The sequence below is a fragment of the Mesorhizobium sp. L103C131B0 genome, assembly GCF_000502275.1.
Classification (GTDB): Bacteria; Pseudomonadota; Alphaproteobacteria; order Rhizobiales; family Rhizobiaceae; genus Mesorhizobium.
This window is the reverse complement of record NZ_AYXC01000001.1, coordinates 552,923-573,867: the sequence shown is the minus strand read 5'-3', so window position 1 is coordinate 573,867 and position 20,945 is coordinate 552,923. Positions and strand designations below refer to the sequence as shown.

The following is a 20,945-nucleotide window of genomic DNA, read 5'->3' as shown; positions in this document are numbered from 1 at the left end:
ACAGCTGTCACCGCATTGGGCATGTTTTTCCAACGGGGGGCATGCTTTTCCAAAAGGTCAAAATTCCGCGTGAATTTTGTTTCGGGCCGTGCCAGATTGCCTTGAGCGGGAGGGGAGTACACTCCTGGCTGATGCCGCATGCCTGCCGGAGAACCGGGCAGGCGGGCGGCGCGTAACGGAAAAAAATAACCGACAGGGTGTGGATCACATGAAACGTATCGTTCTCGGCCTCCTGGCCGCAACCGCAATGGTTCTTCCGGCTTTCGCCGCGGATGTCCAGCCGGCCATCCTCTACGATCTCGGCGGCAAGTTCGACAAATCCTTCAACGAGGCTGCCTATCACGGCGCCGAAAAGTTCAAGACCGAGACCGGCACCGCCTATGTCGAGTTCGAAGTGTCGAACGCCTCGCAACGCGAGCAGGCGCTGCGCCGCTTCGCCGAGGACGGCCGCAACCCGATCGTCATGGCCGGCTTTGCCTGGGAGGATGCGCTGAAGGTGGTCGCGAAGGAATATCCCGATCTCAACTTCGCCATCATCGACGATGCCGTCGATATGCCCAATGTCCGCTCGCTGGTCTTCAAGGAAAACGAAGGCTCCTATCTCGTCGGCATCCTGGCGGCGATGGCCTCGAAGTCCAAGAAGGTGTCCTTCATCGGCGGCATGGACATTCCGCTGATCCGCAAGTTCGAATGCGGCTATGTCGGCGGCGCCAAGGCGGCCGGTGCGACCGATGTCATCCAGAACATGACCGGTGACACGCCCGCGGCGTGGAACGATCCGGCCAAGGGCGGCGAGATCGCCAAGACGCAGATCGACCAGGGCTCCGACGTCGTCTATGCCGCGGCCGGCGGCACCGGCGTCGGCGTGCTGCAGGCGGCGGCGGATGCCGGCAAGCTCGGCATCGGCGTCGATTCCAACCAGAACGGCCTGCAGCCCGGCAAGGTGCTGACCTCGATGCTGAAGCGCGTCGACGTTGCGGTCTACACCGCCTTCATGGACGGCAAGAACGGCACCTTCAAGGGCGGCCTGCAAAATCTCGGCCTCAAGGAAGGCGGCGTCGACTACGCCATGGACGACAACAACAAGGCGCTGGTCACCGACGAGATGAAGGCTGCCGTCGAAAAGGCCAAGGCCGACATCATCGCCGGCACGATCCAGGTGCACGACTATACCGCCGACAACGCCTGCCCGTATTGATTGATAAGAATTCGCTTACGAACCGCCGGGTAAAAGCCCGGCGGTTTTGTTTGAGGGCTTTAAAGGACGTTGAGGATTGGCGGAGGTCTCGGCGACGTCCGATCTCCCCCCTTGCGGGGGAGATGCCTGGCAAGGCAGAGGGGGGCTGTCCCTCGGCCTAACGGCCAATCAGGTTGGCGATCCTTCACACCCCCTCTGGCCTGCCGGCCATCTCCCCCGCAAGGGGGGAGATCGGCAGTTTCGGCGTTGCGGGTCCTTCTTCGCAAGTCCATATGCGATTGCCTTGGACGTCAGGGCAGAAGCGCACCGCCGGTCGACAACAAGCCCAAGAGATAACCCAGCGCAAACACCACGTTCAGCGCGATGGCGATGACGGCGCCGCGTCGGGCACCGAGCGAATGCACGCCGACGCCATAGGGCTTCCGCTCCAGTCTGCCGATCACCGGCTTCGCTTCGTCCTGGCCGACCACACGCATCTGCGGCAGTTCGGCGATGCGTTGCGAGATCAGCCGCCAGCGATCGTCGTCGCCCGAGGGCCGCCCCGTGCCGTCGAAGACATGCATGCGCTCGGCCAGCCGCATCACCGTGTCGCGGAAGGCGGGATCGATCGCCAGGTCTCGCTCGGCACGCTCGCGGTCGCGATCGTTCATCAGGCCAAGCACATAGTCGCCCGCCCGCGTAACGCGATCGCTTTCACCGGCCATCGGCTTCTCCTTGCTACCAGTGCGGCGGTTTGGTTATCGGCACGTCGGGTGCCGATTGTTCCTCCAGCGCCATGAAGCGCCCGGTCAGCGCATCCAGCTTGCGCTGCATGCGCTCGATGACCGTCCACTGTTCGGCGATCTGGCCCGACAGTTCCTCGATCGTCTTTTCCTGCTCGGCGGCGCGGATTTCCAGCGTCGTCAGCCGGTCGACAGGCATGATCATTCGAAACTCCCCAGGTCCTGGTGCACGCAGGTGCAGCATGATGCGACTGTCGAGCCTTGCATATTAGTGAATGTGAAGGTCTGCGGCCACGTTCGAAATTGACAAGCGCACCGGGATTTGTCGAGAGTGGCCACTGCGCCGCCAATTGGCACGGGTGGGGCATCATGCTAGGCGTTTTGACCAAGCGATAAAAAAATAAGAGTGGGACAGGCTGCATGGCGCAAGCCGCAATCGAACTGATCGGCATCAACAAGAGTTTTGGCGCCGTTCGCGCCAATCGCGACATCAATCTGGAGATCGCACGCGGCACCATCCACGGCATCGTCGGCGAGAACGGCGCCGGCAAGTCGACGCTGATGTCGATCCTCTACGGCTTCTACCAGGCCGACAGCGGCGAGATCCGCGTCGGCGGCAAGCCGGCGTCGATCAAGACTTCCAACGACGCCATCGCGCTCGGCATCGGCATGGTGCACCAGCACTTCATGCTGGTCGACAATTTCACCGTGCTGGAAAACATCATCCTCGGCGCCGAAAGCGATGCGCTGTTGAAAAAGAGCATCGCCAAGGCGCGCTCCGAACTGGAGCGGCTCGAGCGCGAATACGGGCTGGAAGTCGATCCCGACGCCATCATCGAGGAATTGCCGGTCGGCCTGCAGCAGCGTGTCGAAATCCTGAAGGCGCTTTATCGCGGCGCCGAAATCCTGATTCTCGACGAGCCGACGGGCGTATTGACGCCGGCCGAGGCCGACCATCTGTTTCGCATCCTCAGGCAGTTGAAGGACCAGGGGAAAACGGTGGTGCTGATCACCCACAAGCTGCGCGAGATCATGGCCATCACCGACAATGTCTCGGTCATGCGCCAGGGCACGATGGTGGCGACGCGCGAGACCAGCAAGACGACAGTCGGCGAACTGGCCGAACTGATGGTCGGACGGCGCGTGCTGCTGCGGGTCGAAAAGGGCGAGACGGAGGCCGGCGCGGTCAAGCTGGCCGTCAAGAACCTGACGGTGAAAGACCAGCGCGGCGTCACCATGGTCGACGACATCTCCTTCGATATCCACGCCGGCGAGATCGTCGGCATTGCCGGTGTCGCAGGCAACGGCCAGTCCGAACTGCTCGAGGCGATTTCCGGCATCAGGCGCGCGGTTTCCGGCTCGGTGATGCTCGATGGCAAGCCGATCGACCTGACCGGGGCCGCCGATCCCGGCGAGTTGCGCGACCGTGGGCTCGCCCATGTGCCGGAGGACCGCCATCATGTCGGCCTGGTGCTGGCCTTCGAGGAGAACGAGAATTCGATCCTCGGCTACCATGACGACCCGCGCTACCTCAAAGGGCCGTTCCTCAACATCGACGCCATCATGACCGATGCCAAGGACAAGATCGAGAAGTACGATATCCGTCCCGGCAATCCGCGTCTGAAGACGGCGAATTTCTCCGGCGGCAACCAGCAGAAGATCGTGCTGGCGCGAGAAATGGAGCAGGATCCCGGTGTTCTGATCGTCGGCCAGCCGACGCGCGGCGTCGATGTCGGCGCCATCGAATTCATCCACAAGCGGCTGATCGCAATGCGCGACCAGGGCAAGGCGGTGCTGGTGGTGTCGGTCGAGCTCGACGAGATCCGTTCGCTGTCGGACCGCATCCTGGTGATGTTTGCCGGGCGCATCGTCGGCGAACGTGGCCCCGAGGCGACCGAAGGCGAGCTTGGCCTGCTGATGGCAGGCGTCGATCGCCAGGAGGCGGCAGAGTGAGCACGCCTTACGCCAAGCTGCCGGCCTGGGCCGATTATGGGCTGATCCCGCTGATCAATCTGTCGGTGGCCTTCATCGTTGCCGGTTTCGTCGTCATGCTGGTCGGCGAAAACCCGTTTCGTGCCGCCGTCATCCTGGTCGAGGGCGCTTTCGGCAAGGGAACCGGCATTGCCTTCACGCTGTTCTATGCCACCACCTTCATCTTCACCGGCCTGTCAGTGGCGGTGGCCGCACATTGCGGCCTGTTCAACATCGGGACCGAGGGCCAGGCCTATATTGCCGGCCTTGGCGTGGGCGTGGTCTGCCTCGCCTTCGACACTGTGCTGCCGTGGTGGCTGACCTTTCCGCTGGCGATCGTCGCCGGAGCCGCCGTCGGTGCGCTGTGGGCGCTAATTCCGGCCTATCTGCAGGCCAAGCGCGGGTCGCACATCGTCATCACCACCATCATGTTCAACTTCATCGCGGCCTCGATCATGGTCTATCTCCTGGTCGGGCCATTGAAGCCGGCGGCGTCGCAGGCACCGCAGACGCGCAACTTCCTCGCCGGGGCCGAGCTGCCGAAGCTCAACTGGATCATCGAACTGTTCGGCGCCAAGATCCGCTCGGCGCCGTTCAACATCTGCTTCCTGCTGGCGCTGCTCATGGCATTCCTGGTCTGGCTGCTGATCTGGCGCACCAAGCTCGGCTACGAGATGCGCACCTATGGCCACAGCCCGAAAGCGGCGCGCTATGCCGGCATTTCGGAGACCCGCATCATCATCATCGCGATGATGATTTCGGGCGCGCTGGCCGGCATGATGACACTCAACCCGGTGATGGGCGACCAGCACAATGTGGCGATCGATTTCGTCTCCGGCGCCGGCTTCGTCGGCATTGCCGTGGCGCTGATGGGCCGTCTGCATCCGGTCGGCATCGTGCTGGCGGCGATCCTGTTCGGCATGCTCTACCAGGGTGGCGCCGAACTCGCCTTCGAAATGCCGGCGATTTCCCGCGACATGATCGTCATCATCCAAGGCCTGGTCATCCTGTTTGCCGGTGCGCTGGAGCACATGTTCCGGCCCTACGTCCAGGCGCTGTTCGCCTCGTTCAGTCCAAGGTCGGTCGGCATCGAAGGGGTCAAAGGGAAGGGCGCCTGAGATGGACGTCTTCATCGCCATCGTGCAGATCCTGGACTCGACCATACGCCTGTCGGTGCCGCTGCTGCTCGCTTGCCTCGCCGGCCTCTATTCGGAACGCGCCGGCGTTTTCGACATCGGGCTGGAAGGCAAGATGCTGGTCGGCGCCTTTGCAGGTGCGGCCGCCGCTTCGGTCTTCCATTCGGCCTTCCTCGGTCTCGGCATGGCGATCGTGATGTCGGTCGCCTTTGCCCTGGTGCACGGCTTCGCCTCGATCACCCATCGCGGCAACCAGATCGTCTCCGGTGTGGCCATCAACTTCGTCGCCGCCGGCTCGACCATCATTCTGGGCCAAGCCTGGTTCCAGCAGGGCGGGCGAACGCCGGCGCTGCAGCCGGGCGAGCGTTTCGAGGCCATCACTCTGCCTGGTGCTGCCGCGATCCACGACGTGCCGATCATAGGGCCGATCTATTCCGAGCTGCTCTCTGGCCATTCGATCCTGGTCTATCTCGCTTTCGCCATGGTGCCGTTCACCTGGTGGGTGTTGTTTCGCACCCGCTTCGGCCTGCGCCTACGCGCCGTCGGCGAGAACCCGGCCGCCGTCGACACCGCCGGCATCTCGGTCGCCTGGCTGCGCTACCGGGCCCTGATCTGCACCGGTGTGCTGACCGGCATTGCCGGCGCCTACCTCTCGATGGTGCAGAATGGCGGCTTCGTGAAGGACATGACCGCGGGCAAGGGGTACATCGCACTGGCGGCGCTGATCTTTGCCAAATGGCGACCGGTGAACGCCATGTTCGCCTGTCTTCTGTTCGGCTTCCTCGACGCGGCGGCGATCCGCCTGCAGGGTTCGCCGCTGCCGTTGATCGGCAAGGTGCCGGTGCAGTTCATGCAGGCGCTGCCCTATGTGCTGACCGTGATCCTGCTTGCCGGCTTCATCGGCAAGGCGATCCCGCCGCGCGCCGGCGGCGTGCCGTATGTCAAGGAACGTTGATCCGGGCACGCTAGTGTCTGAGACCGTTGAGCCGAACATGCGGCTCGGTGCTCGAAAGGCGCCAGGAAACGCAAATGGCCGGGTTTTGAACACGATCGTCGGAGAGAACGTCTAGATGTCGCATGATCTGTTCGAAGCCGCGCAGGAGGCCATGGCCAAGGCCTACGCGCCCTATTCGAAGTTTCCGGTGGGTGCGGCGTTGCGCACCGAAGACGGCCGTGTCTTCACCGGCGCCAACATCGAGGTCGCGTCCTATCCGGAAGGCTGGTGCGCCGAGACCACGGCGCTCGGCCATTACATCATGGGCGGTGGCGGCAAAATTGTGGAAATCGCCGTCATTGCCTCGCGCATGGCCAAATGCTCGCCCTGTGGCGGCTGCCGGCAAAGGCTGGCGGAATTCTGCCGGCCGGACACAAAGCTCTATCTTTGCGACAACACCGGCGTGGTCGAGACCGTGACCATGGGCGACATGCTGCCCTACGGGTTTCGTGGCGACATTTTGAAGTGAGAGTTGGCTGATATGAAGGAAGCTCTGGACCACCTCGTCGAAAGGCTGGACGGGTTAGCGCCGACAACGGCGATGGTGCTGGGGTCGGGCCTTGGCGGGCTTGTCGACCAGGTCGAGAATGCCGTGCGCATCTCTTATGCCGACCTGCCGGGTTTCCCCCGCAGCGGGGTGACTGGCCATGCCGGCGAGGTGGTCGCGGGGCTTTTCGCCGGCACGCCGGTGCTGATGCTGTCCGGCCGCGCCCATTACTACGAGCACGGCGTTGCTGCTGCAATGCGGCCGGCGCTGGAGGTGCTTGCCGGCATCGGCATCACCAAGCTGATCCTTACCAATGCCGCCGGCTCGGTCGATCCCGACATGCTGCCAGGATCGGTGATGCTGATCACCGATCACATCAATTTCTCCGGCTCCAACCCGCTGATCGGCGAGCCGAGCGACCGCCGCTTCGTCGGCCTGACCGAAGCCTATGATGCCGGCTTGCGCGCGGCGATCGAACGGTCGGCGAAGGCGACAGGGACGGCGCTGCACAAGGGCGTCTATATGTGGTTTTCCGGTCCGTGTTTCGAAACCCCTGCTGAAATCCGCATGGCGCGCATCATGGGCGCCAATGCGGTAGGGATGTCGACCGTGCCGGAGGTCATTCTCGCCCGCTTCCTTGGGCTTCGCGTAGCCGCCTGTTCGGTGATCACCAATCTCGCCGCCGGGATGACCGGGGCGGAACTGTCGCACCAGGAGACCAAGGACATGGCGCCGATCGGCGGCGCACGGTTGGCGACGATCCTTGCGCATGTGTTCCAGGATGGGTTGCCGGAGCCGAAGGGCGACGCCTGATGCTTCCCCAGGAAATCATCCGCCGCAAGCGCGACGGCCAGAAACTGTCGGCGCAGGAGATTTCGGCCTTTGTCGCCGGCGTAACTTCGGGCAGCGTCTCGGACGGTCAGGTCGGCGCCTTTGCCATGGCGGTGTACTTCAACGGCATGAACCGCGACGAGGCGGTGGCGCTGACGCTCGCCATGCGCGATTCCGGCGATGTGCTCGACTGGTCGGATCTGCCGGGTCCGGTCACCGACAAACATTCGACCGGCGGCGTCGGCGACAATGTCTCGCTGATGCTGGCGCCGATCGTCGCCGCTTGCGGCGCCTATGTGCCGATGATCTCCGGCAGGGGCCTTGGGCATACCGGCGGCACGCTGGACAAGATGGATGCCATCCCAGGCTATATCAGCCAGCCGGATATCGCGTGCTTCCGCAAGACGGTGCTCGAGACCGGCTGTGCCATCATCGGACAGACCGCCGATCTCGCGCCCGCCGACCGTCGCCTCTATGCGATCCGTGATGTGACCGGAACGGTGGAATCGGTGCCGCTGATCACTGCCTCTATCCTGTCGAAGAAACTCGCGGCCGGCCTGCGGTCGCTGGTGCTCGACGTCAAGGTCGGCAATGGCGCCTTCATGGAGAAGTCGCGCGACGCGACAGCACTGGCCAACAGCCTGGTCGAGATCGCCAACGGCGCCGGCCTGAAGGCCTCGGCGCTGGTCACCGGTATGAACGAGCCGCTGGCGTCGGCGGCCGGCAACGCGGTCGAGGTGCGCAACGCCGTCGATTTCCTCACCGGAAGGTTCCGCGACAAGCGACTGGAGGATGTGACGCTGGCGCTGGCCGCCGAGATGCTGCAATCGGCAGGGCTGGCGTCGTCCAATCAGGACGGTCTCAGGCGCGCGGCCGAGACGCTGGCCGGCGGCCGCGCGGCGGCCGCCTTCGCGCGTATGGTCGCAGCCCTTGGCGGTCCCGCCGATTTCGTCGAGAAGCCGGAAAAATACCTGCCGAAAGCGGCGGTGGAGTTTGCGGTCAAGGCGACAGGCAACGGTTTTGCCACCGCTATTGCCACCCGCGATATCGGCCTTGCTGTGGTCGGGCTCGGTGGCGGGCGCACGCGGCCGGACGACAGGATCGACCATGCGGTCGGCATCACCAGGCTGCTGCCGCTCGGCGCCGAGGTGCGGGCCGGCGAGCCGCTGGCGCTGGTCCACGCCCGCACGCAAGTGGAGGCCGAAGCGGCCGCAGCCGCCGTGCTTTCGGCCTATACGATCGGGGCGTCGAAACCAGCCGCCGACAAGACTGTCATCCGGCGCGTGCTGCCGCGCGGGTAGCGGAACGCGCTACTGCACCAGTAACAGTGTGCCGTTTTCGACCTGGTATTTTGCCAGCCGCTGCAAAAAGCTCATGCCAATGAGGTTGGTGCGCAGAGCCTTGTCGTCGAGCACTACCGCCTGGACGTTGTCGACGCTGATCTTGCCGATCTGCAGGCGATCGATGTTGACCACGGCGGCCCTGATCGCGCCATTGGCGGTGTTGACCTGCTGGTTGAAGTCCGACGGGTTGAGCGAGATGCCGATGCGGCGCGCCGTCGAGGTGTTGATGGCGACCAAAGTGGCGCCGGTGTCGATCATGCCGTCGACCTGGCGGCCGTTGAGCTTGAAGGCGGAGGTGAAATGGCCGCGCTCGTCAGCCGCCACCAATACTTTGCGCCCAGTGGGCAGCGGTGCGGCCGGCTTGCCGGGAACCGAGGCCATGTTCAGTTCGGGCTGAGGCTGCGCGGACGGCTTGCCGGCGACGGTCGACTTCGACAGGTTGTCGAGAATCTGCGGATTCGACTGATAGACGATCGGGATCGATGCCGACGTTCCGGCGAACACGCCCAGAATGACAAGCTTGCGCAGCATGAATGGACCTTTGTGAAGGCCCATTCTTGCCCACGTATGGTGTGTGCCGCTTTAACGCCAACCCGAAACCGCGGCTTTGCGTAAACGGGCGGTAAACGACTGGATGTCAGCTGGCCTTGCCAGCCGCCGTCATTTGGTTCCGTACATGCGGTCGCCGGCATCGCCGAGGCCGGGCATGATGTAGCCCTTCTCGTTGAGCTGGCGGTCGATGGAAGCGGTAAAGACCGGGACATCCGGATGCGCCTTGGTGAAGCGCTCGATGCCTTCTGGCGCCGCCAGCAGGCAAAGGAAACGGATGTTGGTGGCTCCGCGCTCCTTCAGCTTGTCGATGGCCGCGATGGCCGAGTTCGCGGTCGCCAGCATCGGATCGACGACGATCACCAGCCGGTCGGCGAGATCGCTCGGCGCCTTGAAGAAATATTCCACCGCCTCCAGCGTTTCGTGATCGCGGTAGAGGCCGACATGCGCGACGCGGGCCGCCGGGACCAGGTCGAGCAGGCCTTCGAGCAGGCCATTGCCGGCGCGCAGCACCGAGGCGAAGACCAGCTTCTTGCCCTCCAGCGTCGGCGCTTCCATGGTTTCCATCGGCGTTTCGATGGTCGTCGTCGTCAGTTCGAGGTTGCGGGTGACCTCGTAGCCGAGCAGGAGCGAGATCTCGCGCAGCAGCCGCCGGAAACCAGCGGTCGACGTCTCCTTCTTGCGCATGATGGTGAGCTTGTGCTGGACAAGCGGGTGGTCGACGACGGTGACGCCCTGCATGGGTTGCTCCAGTGAATGGTGAATAGTGAATAGTGAATAGTGAGCAGGTTTGCGAGTCCCGATGGATCGATCATTGCCGTTGACAGGCCGAAGCGCCGGCAAACCAATCACCAATCACCAATCACCAATCACCAGTCACCTCTTCGCATCGAGCCGGGCAAGCAGCGCGCTTTTCGTCTTCCTGTCGACGAAAGCCGCCTCGATCGCGGTTCGGGTGATGGCGGCCAGCGCCTTTTCGTTCATGGCGAAATGCTCGGCGGCGATGTCGTATTCGCGCTTCAGCGAGGTCCAGAAATAGGGTGGGTCGTCGGAGTTCAGCGTCACCTTGCAGCCGGCCGCCTGCAGGGCAGGCAAAGGGTGATCGGCGAAACTGTCGTAGACTTTGAGCGCGATGTTGGAGCCGGGGCAGCATTCGAGCACGATGCCCTCATCGGCGATGCGGCGCACCAGGTCGGGATTTTCGATGGCGCGCACGCCATGGCCGATGCGCGAGGGGCGGATGTGGTCGAGTGCGGCCTGCACCGTCTCCCAGCCGGTCAACTCGCCGGCATGGATGGTGATACCAAGACCCGCTTCACGGGCGATCTCGAAGGCCCTGACATAATCCTCCATCTCGCCCATGCGTTCATCGCCGGCGACGCCGAAGCCGGTGACCAGCGGATTTCCGCAGCGCGCCGCAAAACGCGCCGCCTGCTCGATCGATTCGACGCCGACATGGCGTACGCCGGTGACGATCATGCGGCCCTCTATGCCGGTCTTGGCTTTGGCGCGCAGCATGCCTTCGCCGAGCGCATCGGTGTAGGCCTTGGGCGACAGGCCGGCCCTGACGGCATGGTCGGGCGAGGTGAAGACTTCGGAATAGATGGCGCCGTCGCGGGCAAGGCTGGTCAGATAATGGTCGGCGAGGCGGGCATAATCCTCCTCGGAGCGGAACAGGTCGGCGGAAAAGTCGTAAGCCGCGAGGAAAGAGGTGAAGTCGTGCCAGACGAACGAGCCGTTCTGGATATAAAGCGAGGTGTCCTTGCCGTATTTCTGCGCCTGGCGGACGACGAGTTCGGGCGCCGCTGCCCCCTCGATGTGGCAGTGCAGTTCCGCTTTCAAAGGCATGCAGTTATCCCGTCTCATCAGTCCAGGCCGTAAGCCCACCACCTGGAAGCGCGGCCGAACACCGCGCCTTAAACAATAGCGCCCGCACCATCGATCGGCTATGGTCCCGCCGGTTTTATGACGGATCAAAATAATGTCAGTTGAGAGAACCACGGCCGCGGGCGGCATGGAAACCTCCTATGGTTTCAAGAAGGTAGGGCCAGGCGACAAGCAGCCTCTGGTCAATGAGGTTTTCCACAAGGTGGCGAACCGCTACGACCTGATGAACGACCTGATGTCGGCCGGGCTGCACCGGCTGTGGAAGGATGCCATGGTGACATGGCTCAATCCGCCGAAACGTCCGGGCTGGAAAGTGCTCGACGTGGCGGGCGGCACCGGCGACATCGCCTTCCGCATCGTCGACGCCAGCCATGGCAACACGCATGCCACGGTGCTCGACGTCAACGGCTCGATGCTCAGCGTCGGCCGCGACCGGGCGGAAAAGAAGGGCCTGTCCGGGAATACCGATTTCGTCGAGGCCAATGCCGAGGAACTGCCTTTCACCGATAGCACCTTCGACGCCTACACCATCGCATTCGGCATCCGCAACGTGCCGCGCATCGATGTCGCGCTGACGGAAGCCTTTCGCGTGCTGAAGCCCGGCGGACGGTTCCTGTGCCTGGAGTTTTCCGAGGTCGAGATGCCGCTGCTCGACAAGGTCTACGAAGCCTGGTCGTTCAACGCCATTCCGCAGATCGGCAAGATGGTGACGGGCGACGGCGAGCCCTATTCCTACCTGGTCGAATCGATCCGCAAATTTCCCAACCAACAGAATTTTGCTGCCATGATCACCCGCGCCGGCTTCGAGCGCGTGTCGTTCCGCAACTATTCCGGCGGCATCGCAGCGCTTCATTCGGGCTGGAAGCTTTGAGGCCGGACAGTTTGCAGCAGCAGGGTAGACGATGAGCAGCGTCGGCGCCGCCTTTCGGCTCGCGCGGGCCGGCTGGGTGCTGGTCCGCGAGGGCGTGATCGCAGCACTGCCGGGGGACGAACTCAGCGGCCTGCCGAAATTCGGCTGGCGCATGGCCCGGCTGTTCACCCGCCGCCGCGCGCTCGCTTATGAGCGCAGCGACCGGCTGGCCAAGGCGGTGGTCCGGCTCGGACCCTCTTATGTCAAGCTCGGCCAGTTCCTGGCGACGCGGCCCGATGTCGTCGGCAACGACATGGCGCTCGACCTCGCCATGCTGCAGGACAAGATGCACACTTTTTCGCAGGCGGAAGCGGTGGCGGCGATCGAGGGCTCGCTCGGGCGCAAGATCGGCGAACTCTATACGCAGTTCGGCGGGCCGGTCGCGGCGGCCTCCATCGCCCAGGTCCATCCCGCGCAGGCCATGCATGACGGTGTCGATACCAAGGTGGCGGTGAAGGTGATCCGGCCTGGCGTGCGCCGCCGCTTCTTTCAGGATCTCGAAAGCTATTTCCTCGCCGCCCGGCTGCAGGAGAAATACATCCCGTCGTCGCGCCGGCTGCGGCCGGTCGAGGTGACCGAGACGCTGGCGCAGACCACCAAGATCGAGATGGATCTTCGCCTCGAGGCGGCCGCACTTTCGGAACTGGGCGAAAACACCAAGGACGATCCGGGCTTCCGCGTGCCGTCCGTCGACTGGGAGCGCACCGGGCGCGATGTGCTGACCATGGAATGGGTCGACGGCGTCAAGATGAACGACATCGCCGGCCTCGCTGCGGCGGGGCACGATCTGAAGGCGATCGCCACCAACCTGATCCAGTCGTTCCTGCGTCACACGCTGCGGGACGGCTTCTTCCATGCCGACATGCATCCAGGCAATCTGTTCGTCGAGGCCAATGGCAATATCGTCGCCGTCGATCTCGGCATTGCCGGACGGCTCGGCAAGAAGGAGCGCCGGTTCCTCGCCGAAATCCTCTACGGCTTCATCACCCGCGACTATTTGCGCGTCGCCGAGGTGCATTTCGAGGCCGGCTACGTGCCGCGCCAGCACAATGTCGCGGCTTTCGCGCAGGCGATCCGCGCCATCGGCGAGCCGATCCACGGCCAGCCGGCCGAGACCATTTCGATGGCCAAGCTTTTGACGCTGCTCTTCGAGGTCACCGAACTGTTCGATATGGCCACGCGGTCGGAACTGATCCTGTTGCAGAAGACCATGGTGGTGGTGGAGGGCGTCGCGCGTACGCTCGACCCGGCCTTCAACATGTGGAAGACGGCCGAGCCGGTGGTCGGCCAGTGGATCGCCGGCAATCTCGGGCCGAGCGGCCTGCTGATGGACGCGCGCGACGGCGCCAAGGCGCTGCTGGCGCTCGCCCGCCAAGCGCCGGACCTTGCCGCTCGCACCGAGCGGCTGTCACGCGAGATCGATTTTATGGCGGAGCACGGCCTCCGCTTCGACGAGGCGACATCGCGCGCCATCGGCAAGGCCGAAGCCCGCTACACCCGCTCGGGCCGGCTGGCGTTATGGGTGATCGCGCTGACGCTGGTTTACATCGCGTGGAAGCTGCTCTGATCGCTTGCAACGCTAGCAATTGTGGTGCTAGCGTTGCAGTCGCGCTATTGATGTCGCGGAGCAAGTCATGGGCACCATTACTGTCCGCAATCTAGCTGACGACGTGAAGCAGAAATTGCGTGAGCGCGCTGCGGCGCGCGGGGTGTCGATGGAGGAAGAGGCGCGTGATGCGCTTGCCAAAAGCGTGCTGTCGGCGGAAGCCGGCATGCCCGAGAGCGAAACCCTCTATGCAACAATCCGCCGCCTGGTTGAGCCTCATGGAGGTTTTGACATCGATCTGCCCGAGCGTGGTCAATCCACAAAAACGCACAAAACCCTCGACGGCAGGCGCATCCTGCTGATCATCGGCGGCGGCATCGCCGCCTACAAGGCGCTGGACCTGATCCGCCGGCTGCGCGAGCGCGGTGCGGCGGTGCGCGTCGTGATGACATCGGCGGCGCAGGAGTTCGTCACCACGCTTTCGGTCGGCGCGCTTTCGGCCGACCATGTCTTCAGCGAATTGTTCGACCGCAATGACGAGCACGATGTCGGCCATATCCGCCTGTCGCGCGAGGCCGACCTTCTGGTAGTGGCGCCGGCCACTGCCGATCTGATGGCCAAGCTCGCCAACGGCCATGCCAACGATCTGGCCTCGACGGTGCTGCTCGCCACCGACAAGAAGGTGCTGATGGCGCCGGCGATGAACCCGAAAATGTGGTCGCATGCCGCGACGAGCCGCAACCGGGCGACGCTCGCCAAGGATGGCATCGCCTTCGTCGGCCCGGCCAAGGGCGAGATGGCGGAAAGCAACGAGGCGGGCGAGGGCCGCATGGCCGAGCCGCTGGAGATCGTGGCAGTGATCGAGGCACTGCTCGACAGCAGGCCGAAGCCGCTGGCCGGCCGCAGGATCATCGTCACCTCGGGGCCGACGCATGAGCCGATCGACCCGGTGCGCTACATCGCCAACCGCTCTTCGGGCAAGCAGGGCCATGCGATTGCGGCAGCGCTGGCAAGACTGGGCGCGGATGTACGCCTGGTCTCCGGTCCGGTCGGCATTGCCGATCCGGCCGGCGTTGTGACGACGCATGTGGAGACCGCGGCCGAGATGAAAGCGGCCGTCGAACAGTTGTTGCCGGCGGACGCCGCGGTCTTCGTAGCTGCCGTCGCCGACTGGCGCACCGCTGGCACGGCCGGCGAGAAGATCAAGAAGGTGGCGGGCCAGGGCCCACCGGCGCTGCAAATGGTCGAAAACCCCGACATTCTCGCCAGTGTTGGTCATCACGGGCAACGGCCGGGGCTGGTTGTCGGCTTCGCCGCCGAGACGCAGGACCTGATTGCGAATGCCGAGGCCAAGCTGAAGAAGAAGGGCGCCGATTTCATTGTCGCCAACGATGTCTCGCATGAGAGCGGCGTCGGCCCCACCGGCGTCATGGGCGGCGACCGCAACAAGGTGCGCATCGTCTCGAAGGACGGTGTCGAGGAATGGCCTGAGATGGGCAAGGACGAGGTGGCGGCGCGGCTCGCCGCGTTCATCGCCGAGCGTTTGCAAGCCTGAGCGGCCGCCGGTTCCGCAATCGGGCAGGCCATGGTCTTGCAGGCAGCCTTGTGGCCGAGGGCATTTGACGCCGACAGCGCCGGCGGAATGCTGTCGCCAAATTCTCGATCGGCCGTGCCCTCAGCCTGGCGCCAGTTGCGGCCGGCGTGCCTCCAAAGCCATCTTCAACGCCGCCAGGCAACCGACAATGCCGAGTGGCACGAAGGCCAGGTACAGCCAGCCGGCGACGTGCGCTGCTGCCTCGCGGTTCAGTCCGTCCGAAAAGCCGCTGGCATTGGCGATGATGCCGGCCATGGCGGCGCCCACGGCGTAGCCGATGCGCTGCATGGTCGGCACGGCGGCCGAGGCGATCGTCTGCTCGCCGTCGCGGGCCGAGGCGACGATGATGCGGGTCAGGAAGGGCCATGACACGCCGAAGCCACCGCCTTGCAACAAAGCGCAGAGCAGGATCATCGGGATCGAGCCGGCGGGGATGGCATAGGCGAAACCCCCGAGGCCGGCTGCAATCATCAGCGCGCCGATGACGAGGATCTGCCGTTCGCGGTGCAGCGGCGCATTGGCGACGGCGATCGACAGGATCGACCAGGCGATCGATTCGGCGGCGATGATGTAGCCTGTGGTCAGGATCGGGATGCCGTGCAGCGTGGTAAGCAGAAGCGGCCCGTAGATGGAAAAAGAGACTGTCGCCACCGAGAAGGCGGCAACCATGGTCATGCCGCTGCCGACCGGCGAGCGCCATGAGAACAGGCCCGACGGGAACAGTCGCGATTGCGGCTTCATGGCGTCGACGAAAACGAACAGCGCCAGGCCGGCGAGGCCGAGGGCCAGCAGCAGCGACGAGCGCAGCAAGGCGACGTCGACGCCTGCGGTGGCGATCAGCACGACGGCGATGGCGAGGCAGCCAAGTGCTGCATAGGGGAAGGGCGGCGATGTGCCGGCGGCGGCCTGCGGCTTCGCCGCTTCCGGCGTGTTCAGGACGATGAAGCTTGCCGATGCCATGGCAATGCCACCCAGCACGAAGACGCCGAAGGCCCAGCGCCAGGACAGGAGCTCGACCATGATCGCGCCGAGCATCGGGCCGCTGAACGCGGCGACGCCCCAGATCGCCGACATTATGCCGAACAGCTGTGGCCAGATGTTGCGGTTAAACAGCCGCTCGACCGAGACGAAGGCCAGCGACACCAGCGCACCGCCGCCGAGCCCCTCGACCAGACGGCCGGCAAGAAACACCGGCATGGACGGCGCGGTGGCGCAGATCAGGGCGCCCACGGCATAGAGCAGGGCGGCGACCGTGACGTTGGAGCGTAGAGCGACATAGCTGACCAGCCGCCCCGCCGCAGCGCCGGCGACAATGGCGCCGAGCTCGTAGACGGCCAGCGACCAGCCGACGAACTGCACACCGGCGAGGTCCCCGACCATGGCCGGCATGACCGTCGCCACCATCGTCTCGTTGGTGGCGTGCAGCAGGATGCCGAGGCTGATGAAGCAGAAGCGCGCGAGGTCGCCGCTTGCCCACAATGCCCGCCAGTCGACCTTGTTGCTGGTGATTTCAGTCATTCTTTTACCCTGCCTTTGCATATCTCGATGCCGGCGCATGGCGCCAGAAGCCAGTCGGGCTTTCCGGCGGGGCCATGCGCGCTGTTTCAGTCAGGCGAGTTGTAAAACCTCAAGCGCAGTTGAGCTCAAGTGGCTTTTTATCGAAGTGCAAACGGTCGAGATTGGCCGGAAGCCTCTCCGCTTGATGCGCCGGTCAGTTCTCAATGCTGCGCAGCTGAAACTGGCTGACGCCGATGGCAATGTTGATACCGGTCTGCGTCTGCAGGCTGAGCGGCTGCAGGGTGAAGGCCTGCGAGGAGCCGCCGACCAGGAGATTGGCGCCGGCGCCGACCGCCGCCGTCACTTCGGCGCTGGCCCCGATATAGTCGCCGGCCAACGCGCCGGGCGCATAGATGTTCCTCAGCGGCGTCAGCACCAGCCATTGCATGACGGTCTGCTTGGTGGTGCCGATGTCGAGCCCGTATTTGTTGACGGCGCCGAAATAGGCTTCCGGCGAAAAGCTCTTGTCGGCCGGCGTGAAGGTGCAGCTCAGATCCTTGCTGGAGCCGAAGATGAAGCCGGTGCCGCCGCCGATGGCGCAATCGAGCACACCGAGTTCGATGCCCTGGTCTTGCGCTTGGGCCTGGGCGGTACAGATGATGGTGATAGCGGCGGCGATGGCTGGTTTCAGCACGGCGGATCCCCCAAAAAGCATGCGGCGCGAAACAGTAACCTGTTCCGCGCCGCGCGTAGAGGGATCAGTCGATACTTATTTGCCGATGCTTATTTGAACGAGTGGATCAGCTCCAGGGAGGTCACGGCGACCGCTACATTGACGCCGGTCTGCGCCTGGACGCTGAGCGGCTCCAGCACAAAGGCGCCGTCGAGCCCGCCGACCAGCAGATTGGCGCCGCCGCCGGTCACCACGCTCGCCTCGGCGTTGACGCCGTAATAATGGCCGGCAAGGTCGCCCTCGTCATGGCCGCGGGTGGCGGCCAGAACCGCCCACACCAGCTGGCCCTGATGCGTCTGGCCGAGATCGACCCCGAGCTTGGAGATCATCCCCGTGTATTTCTCGGACGGCCCATGGTGATAAGGGCGGAACGTGCAGTCGACGCCCTTGTTCGACGTGATGACGTAACCGACGCCGCCGTCGATGGTGCAATCGAGCGTGCCGAGCTGAAGCTTGCCGGCGCTGGCGGGAACGGCAAGCAGCGTCGTGGCAAGTGCCGCGGCACAGATGATTTTCTTGATCATGGGTCAGTCCTTTCGAAAATGCCTTCAACAACGGTTGAATGGCCCGGAGCGTTCCGCTGAAAACTTGGCGCGATCAAGGCAAGGGTTAGCGCTTTGCCCCCGGTGGTTAAGATTGGGTGATAGTGGGGTTTTCTGGATACGCAATCCCTAGGGGAAGGGCTCTGCGCTTTCCCTTGGGAGAAACCGCTCACGCGGCGCACTGCATCAGGAATGGAACGTTGTATAAAAGGCCGCCGATGGCGGCGCGCCGGCCGCATCTCAGCCGGCCGTGGCGCCCGATGTGCGAGACAGGCCGTCCTTGGCCGGCTGGTAGGTCGGGTCGAGATGGACGGCTTCGCGGTAGGCCTTCGAGGCCTTGACCTTGTCGCCGCGGCGCTCGTAGATCAGCGCCTGGTTGGACCAGGCTTCGGCGTTCTTGCCGTCGAGCTTGATGGCCATGTTGAAGTCGGAGAAGGCGTTGTCCTCGTCATTCATGGCGAGATAGGAGAGGCCGCGGCCGTTGTAGGGTTCGGCGGCGTCCGGCGCCAGCGAGATGGCGGTCGAGAAATCCTCGATGGCAAACTTGTGCTGGCCTTGGCTCTGATAGATCAGGCCGCGATTGTGATAGGCGCGGGCATCCGTGGTGTCGAGCTGGATCGCCTTCTGGAAATCGTTGAAGGCCTGCTGGGTCTGGCCAGCCTTGCGATAGAGGTTGCCGCGGCCGATATAGGCGGCGTCATAATTTGCATTGATCTGGATCGAGCGGTTGTAGTCGGCAAGGGCGGCCGCCTGGTTGCCGAGGAAGCGCTGGATCAGTGCCCGGTTCGAATAGGCCTGGTAGAAATTCGGGTTGAGCTGGATGGCGGTGTCGAAATCCTTCAGCGCCGCCTGGTACTGGCCGCCACGGCCATAGGCCGAGCCGCGCACATTGTAGCCTTCCGGATCCTGCGGATTGCGCTGGATCACCGCCGACAGCGAGGAGATGTTCTCGGTTGAGCCTTGCGCCTTGTCGATGTTGTTGAATTCGCCGGTCGGAACGCTCTGGCAACTGGCAAGCACCAGGCCGGACATCAGGGCTGCCGCCAGGGCCAAACCGCGCATTGTGGTTTTGCGCTCTACGCCGATTGCGTTCATGTCTGCCCTGTCCTCACTTCAGCCGCGCCGTCCAGGTCCCCCTCCGGGCCGGGTCACAGATTGTCGTAACAAAATCTAGAACGCCGTTTGCGCGTTCAAGGGAACGGCCTCCAACAGAATGGCGGCGCTCCAAACAAAAAGGTGGCGGCGATTCCGCATCGCGCCACCTCAGAGTATCCTTCGAAAAGGACGAAAAATTGGCGTCAGAACCGCGGCGGACGCGGAGCACCACCAGGACCACCGGCGGCGCCGGCAGCAACCGGGCGCGGCGTCATCGGCAGCAGGCCTTCGCGCTGGGCGCGCTTGCGGGCCAGCTTGCGGGCGCGGCGAACGGCTTCGGCCTTTTCACGGGCGCGCTTCTCGGAAGGCTTCTCGTAATGGCCGCGCATCTTCATTTCGCGGAAAATGCCTTCGCGCTGCATCTTCTTTTTGAGAGCGCGAAGCGCCTGATCAACGTTATTGTCGCGGACGAGTACCTGCACGGGCAATCCTGTCTTTCGGGTTTGATATCAACAGGCAAGTGACCATAGCCACATGCCTCCGCGGCGCTTTACACCACGAATTGTGGCGGCTGATAGCAGAATCAGGCCGCGCTGTCCACACTGGAAATGAAGGACAACCGCCAATTTGCCACGGCAGCCCCGAGATAGGGCGCCAACTAGGCGCTGGCCAGATGGAGCCGTGCGAAATCCTCGAAGAATTCGCCGTAATCGCAGGTAATTTCCTCGCCGGCTGATATATCTCGAGTGGCGGTGGCGCCGCCATATTGCGAAAAATCCGTGTTCGGCCGCTCGGCGTGGTTCATGAAGCGGCCATTATCGACTTCATAGACCATGAAGCCGGGACGGTCGGGGCTCGGATAGGCATAGCGGTCGAGCAATTCCTTGAGGTGCGGCGGCGCCGCCTCGTATTTGTCCATCGGGATCAGCCGGTCGAAATCCGGATCGAGCCGCCAGATCGAGGCGCCCTTCCTGATCGGCTCGGCGGCGAACACGCCGACGCCTTCGATTGCGCTCTGGGCGACATAGGTCCTGATCAGCAGCATGTCCGTCCTCCTCACCCGAAACCGAATCGCCAAATCGCGAGGAAAAAGCAAGTCCGGTTTCGGGTTCTATGGCTGATCGGCGCGGGCGATGACCCGCGAAATGCTTCACGTCCGGGTGATCGAGACGCCGCCATCGGCAAACAGCGCCGATCCTGTGGTGAAGCTCGACGCATCCGATGCCAGGAAGAGCGCAGCGCGGGCGATCTCTTCAGGCACAGCGACACGTTTCAAGGCATGCAGGTTTTCCACGAAAGCGCGTGATTCCGGCGTCTTGAATGTTGCCGACGGGGTGTCGGTGCCACCCGGCATCAGCGCGTTGACCCGCACGCCCCTGGGGCCGTATTCGGCGGCCAGCACCTGCGTCAGGCCGATCAGTCCGGCCTTGCTGGCGGCATAGCTGGTCATGCCCGGCATGCCGACTGTGTGACCGACGAAGGTCGAGGTGAAGATCAGCGATCCGCCGCCGCGTTCGACCATCGCCGGCACCTGGTATTTCGCGCCGAGAAAGGCGCTGGTCAGATTGGCGTCGAGCGTCTCGCGCCATCCGTCCAGCGACAGTTCCGAAATCGGACCCATCGTTCCGACGGAGCCGACATTGTTGAAGGCGATATCTAGCCCGCCGAATTTTTCGACGGCGAGATCGACGAGGGCTTTTGCATAGGCTTCGTCGCGGACATCGCCGGCAAGCGCGACTGCCGTGCCGTCGGCGTCCTCGATTTCGACGACCAGCGCATCGAGTTCGGCCTGGCGGCGGGCGGCGATGACGACCCTGGCGCCTTCTTCGGCGAAGAGTTTTGCGGTGGCGCGGCCGATGCCGGAACTGGCGCCGGTGACGATCGCTATTTTATTGGTGAGTGCGAACATT

At 63.9% G+C, this 20,945-nt stretch carries 22 protein-coding genes; 10 read left to right on the top strand and 12 right to left on the bottom strand.

The annotated features are described in order from the left end of the window. The first annotated feature begins 208 nt into the window (after window positions 1-208). Window positions 209-1,198 carry a BMP family ABC transporter substrate-binding protein gene (locus tag X730_RS161570; RefSeq protein ID WP_023683177.1) on the top strand — a complete coding sequence of 330 codons (990 nt, stop codon included), beginning with the start codon at window positions 209-211 and terminating at the stop codon, window positions 1,196-1,198. 290 nt (window positions 1,199-1,488) lie between these two features. On the opposite strand, the gene X730_RS161575 is transcribed toward X730_RS161570, so the two are convergent. Together X730_RS161575 and X730_RS161580 are read right to left on the bottom strand one after the other, a co-directional pair. Next, on the bottom strand, window positions 1,489-1,902 hold the full coding sequence (locus tag X730_RS161575; RefSeq protein WP_023698757.1) for a hypothetical protein: 414 nt from the start codon (window positions 1,900-1,902) through the stop codon (window positions 1,489-1,491). A gap of 13 nt (window positions 1,903-1,915) precedes the next feature. Then, window positions 1,916-2,122, bottom strand: a complete 207-nt coding sequence (locus X730_RS161580; RefSeq protein ID WP_196813704.1) for a SlyX family protein — start codon at window positions 2,120-2,122, stop codon at window positions 1,916-1,918. Window positions 2,123-2,340: 218 nt separating this feature from the next. Between X730_RS161580 and X730_RS161585 the strand changes: the two genes are divergently transcribed. From X730_RS161585 to deoA, 6 genes are all read left to right on the top strand, one after another. Next, window positions 2,341-3,873 carry an ABC transporter ATP-binding protein gene (locus X730_RS161585; protein WP_023698756.1) on the top strand — a complete coding sequence of 511 codons (1,533 nt, stop codon included), beginning with the start codon at window positions 2,341-2,343 and terminating at the stop codon, window positions 3,871-3,873. Then, the gene (locus tag X730_RS161590) at window positions 3,870-5,009 is read left to right on the top strand and encodes an ABC transporter permease (RefSeq protein WP_023698755.1); all 1,140 of its coding nucleotides are present in this window, start codon (window positions 3,870-3,872) and stop codon (window positions 5,007-5,009) included. Before X730_RS161585 ends, X730_RS161590 begins: the two co-directional genes overlap by 4 nt. A gap of 1 nt (window position 5,010) precedes the next feature. Continuing rightward, entirely contained in the window at window positions 5,011-5,982 is a 972-nt protein-coding gene (locus X730_RS161595) for an ABC transporter permease (RefSeq protein WP_023683182.1), read from the top strand. Window positions 5,983-6,097: 115 nt separating this feature from the next. Next, a complete protein-coding gene (gene cdd / locus X730_RS0133025) occupies window positions 6,098-6,490 on the top strand; it encodes a cytidine deaminase (protein ID WP_023683183.1) in 393 nt (130 codons plus the stop codon). Between the two features lie 12 nt (window positions 6,491-6,502). Further along, window positions 6,503-7,321 carry a purine-nucleoside phosphorylase gene (locus X730_RS161600; RefSeq protein WP_023698753.1) on the top strand — a complete coding sequence of 273 codons (819 nt, stop codon included), beginning with the start codon at window positions 6,503-6,505 and terminating at the stop codon, window positions 7,319-7,321. Beyond that, window positions 7,321-8,640 carry a thymidine phosphorylase gene (gene deoA, locus X730_RS161605; protein WP_023825481.1) on the top strand — a complete coding sequence of 440 codons (1,320 nt, stop codon included), beginning with the start codon at window positions 7,321-7,323 and terminating at the stop codon, window positions 8,638-8,640. Before X730_RS161600 ends, deoA begins: the two co-directional genes overlap by 1 nt. Before the next feature lie 9 nt (window positions 8,641-8,649). On the opposite strand, the gene X730_RS161610 is transcribed toward deoA, so the two are convergent. The 3 genes from X730_RS161610 to X730_RS161620 all read right to left on the bottom strand — a co-directional run bounded on the left by X730_RS161610 (window position 8,650) and on the right by X730_RS161620 (window position 11,079). After that, window positions 8,650-9,213, bottom strand: a complete 564-nt coding sequence (locus tag X730_RS161610; RefSeq protein ID WP_023825480.1) for a TIGR02281 family clan AA aspartic protease — start codon at window positions 9,211-9,213, stop codon at window positions 8,650-8,652. Between the two features lie 129 nt (window positions 9,214-9,342). After that, window positions 9,343-9,972, bottom strand: coding sequence for a uracil phosphoribosyltransferase (gene upp, locus X730_RS161615; RefSeq protein WP_023671129.1), 630 nt, complete (start codon window positions 9,970-9,972; stop codon window positions 9,343-9,345). Between the two features lie 135 nt (window positions 9,973-10,107). After that, window positions 10,108-11,079: an adenosine deaminase gene (locus X730_RS161620; RefSeq protein WP_023825479.1), complete on the bottom strand. Its 972-nt coding sequence runs from the start codon at window positions 11,077-11,079 to the stop codon at window positions 10,108-10,110. 133 nt (window positions 11,080-11,212) lie between these two features. Between X730_RS161620 and ubiE the strand changes: the two genes are divergently transcribed. The 3 genes from ubiE to coaBC all read left to right on the top strand — a co-directional run bounded on the left by ubiE (window position 11,213) and on the right by coaBC (window position 15,129). Further along, window positions 11,213-11,989, top strand: coding sequence for a bifunctional demethylmenaquinone methyltransferase/2-methoxy-6-polyprenyl-1,4-benzoquinol methylase UbiE (ubiE, locus tag X730_RS161625; RefSeq protein WP_023737606.1), 777 nt, complete (start codon window positions 11,213-11,215; stop codon window positions 11,987-11,989). Between the two features lie 31 nt (window positions 11,990-12,020). Further along, window positions 12,021-13,595 (top strand): 2-polyprenylphenol 6-hydroxylase, encoded by a 1,575-nt coding sequence (gene ubiB, locus X730_RS161630; RefSeq protein ID WP_023755055.1) that lies wholly within the window; start codon window positions 12,021-12,023, stop codon window positions 13,593-13,595. A 67-nt stretch (window positions 13,596-13,662) separates the two neighbouring features. Continuing rightward, window positions 13,663-15,129, top strand: a complete 1,467-nt coding sequence (gene coaBC, locus X730_RS161635; RefSeq protein WP_023825478.1) for a bifunctional phosphopantothenoylcysteine decarboxylase/phosphopantothenate--cysteine ligase CoaBC — start codon at window positions 13,663-13,665, stop codon at window positions 15,127-15,129. Window positions 15,130-15,249: 120 nt separating this feature from the next. Here coaBC and X730_RS161640 read toward each other — a convergent pair whose 3' ends face one another. The 7 genes from X730_RS161640 to X730_RS161670 form a co-directional block, all read right to left on the bottom strand. Further along, a complete protein-coding gene (locus tag X730_RS161640) occupies window positions 15,250-16,686 on the bottom strand; it encodes an MFS transporter (RefSeq protein ID WP_023825477.1) in 1,437 nt (478 codons plus the stop codon). Window positions 16,687-16,879: 193 nt separating this feature from the next. Next, the gene (locus tag X730_RS161645; protein WP_023683192.1) at window positions 16,880-17,359 is read right to left on the bottom strand and encodes a DUF992 domain-containing protein; all 480 of its coding nucleotides are present in this window, start codon (window positions 17,357-17,359) and stop codon (window positions 16,880-16,882) included. A gap of 89 nt (window positions 17,360-17,448) precedes the next feature. Further along, window positions 17,449-17,922, bottom strand: a complete 474-nt coding sequence (locus X730_RS161650) for a DUF992 domain-containing protein (protein ID WP_023671136.1) — start codon at window positions 17,920-17,922, stop codon at window positions 17,449-17,451. Window positions 17,923-18,180: 258 nt separating this feature from the next. Then, window positions 18,181-19,035, bottom strand: a complete 855-nt coding sequence (locus tag X730_RS161655) for a tetratricopeptide repeat protein (protein ID WP_023825476.1) — start codon at window positions 19,033-19,035, stop codon at window positions 18,181-18,183. A gap of 203 nt (window positions 19,036-19,238) precedes the next feature. After that, entirely contained in the window at window positions 19,239-19,517 is a 279-nt protein-coding gene (gene rpsU, locus X730_RS161660) for a 30S ribosomal protein S21 (protein WP_023671138.1), read from the bottom strand. Between the two features lie 176 nt (window positions 19,518-19,693). Continuing rightward, window positions 19,694-20,080, bottom strand: coding sequence for an SET domain-containing protein-lysine N-methyltransferase (locus tag X730_RS161665; protein WP_023671139.1), 387 nt, complete (start codon window positions 20,078-20,080; stop codon window positions 19,694-19,696). Window positions 20,081-20,185: 105 nt separating this feature from the next. Then, window positions 20,186-20,944, bottom strand: coding sequence for an SDR family oxidoreductase (locus X730_RS161670; protein ID WP_023671140.1), 759 nt, complete (start codon window positions 20,942-20,944; stop codon window positions 20,186-20,188). Window position 20,945: the final 1 nt, after the last annotated feature.

Excerpts from the sequence above, each read along its gene's own strand:
- X730_RS161570 (WP_023683177.1), top strand. The coding sequence starts at position 209 with ATGAAACGTATCGTTCTCGGCCTCCTGGCCGCAACCGCAATGGTTCTT.
- X730_RS161575 (WP_023698757.1), bottom strand. The coding sequence starts at position 1,902 with ATGGCCGGTGAAAGCGATCGCGTTACGCGGGCGGGCGACTATGTGCTT.
- X730_RS161585 (WP_023698756.1), top strand. The coding sequence starts at position 2,341 with ATGGCGCAAGCCGCAATCGAACTGATCGGCATCAACAAGAGTTTTGGC.
- X730_RS161595 (WP_023683182.1), top strand. The coding sequence starts at position 5,011 with ATGGACGTCTTCATCGCCATCGTGCAGATCCTGGACTCGACCATACGC.
- cdd (WP_023683183.1), top strand. The coding sequence starts at position 6,098 with ATGTCGCATGATCTGTTCGAAGCCGCGCAGGAGGCCATGGCCAAGGCC.
- X730_RS161600 (WP_023698753.1), top strand. The coding sequence starts at position 6,503 with ATGAAGGAAGCTCTGGACCACCTCGTCGAAAGGCTGGACGGGTTAGCG.
- deoA (WP_023825481.1), top strand. The coding sequence starts at position 7,321 with ATGCTTCCCCAGGAAATCATCCGCCGCAAGCGCGACGGCCAGAAACTG.
- X730_RS161610 (WP_023825480.1), bottom strand. The coding sequence starts at position 9,213 with ATGCTGCGCAAGCTTGTCATTCTGGGCGTGTTCGCCGGAACGTCGGCA.
- upp (WP_023671129.1), bottom strand. The coding sequence starts at position 9,972 with ATGCAGGGCGTCACCGTCGTCGACCACCCGCTTGTCCAGCACAAGCTC.
- X730_RS161620 (WP_023825479.1), bottom strand. The coding sequence starts at position 11,079 with ATGCCTTTGAAAGCGGAACTGCACTGCCACATCGAGGGGGCAGCGGCG.
- ubiE (WP_023737606.1), top strand. The coding sequence starts at position 11,213 with ATGTCAGTTGAGAGAACCACGGCCGCGGGCGGCATGGAAACCTCCTAT.
- ubiB (WP_023755055.1), top strand. The coding sequence starts at position 12,021 with ATGAGCAGCGTCGGCGCCGCCTTTCGGCTCGCGCGGGCCGGCTGGGTG.
- coaBC (WP_023825478.1), top strand. The coding sequence starts at position 13,663 with ATGGGCACCATTACTGTCCGCAATCTAGCTGACGACGTGAAGCAGAAA.
- X730_RS161640 (WP_023825477.1), bottom strand. The coding sequence starts at position 16,686 with ATGACTGAAATCACCAGCAACAAGGTCGACTGGCGGGCATTGTGGGCA.
- X730_RS161650 (WP_023671136.1), bottom strand. The coding sequence starts at position 17,922 with ATGATCAAGAAAATCATCTGTGCCGCGGCACTTGCCACGACGCTGCTT.
- X730_RS161655 (WP_023825476.1), bottom strand. The coding sequence starts at position 19,035 with ATGAACGCAATCGGCGTAGAGCGCAAAACCACAATGCGCGGTTTGGCC.
- X730_RS161665 (WP_023671139.1), bottom strand. The coding sequence starts at position 20,080 with ATGCTGCTGATCAGGACCTATGTCGCCCAGAGCGCAATCGAAGGCGTC.
- X730_RS161670 (WP_023671140.1), bottom strand. The coding sequence starts at position 20,944 with ATGTTCGCACTCACCAATAAAATAGCGATCGTCACCGGCGCCAGTTCC.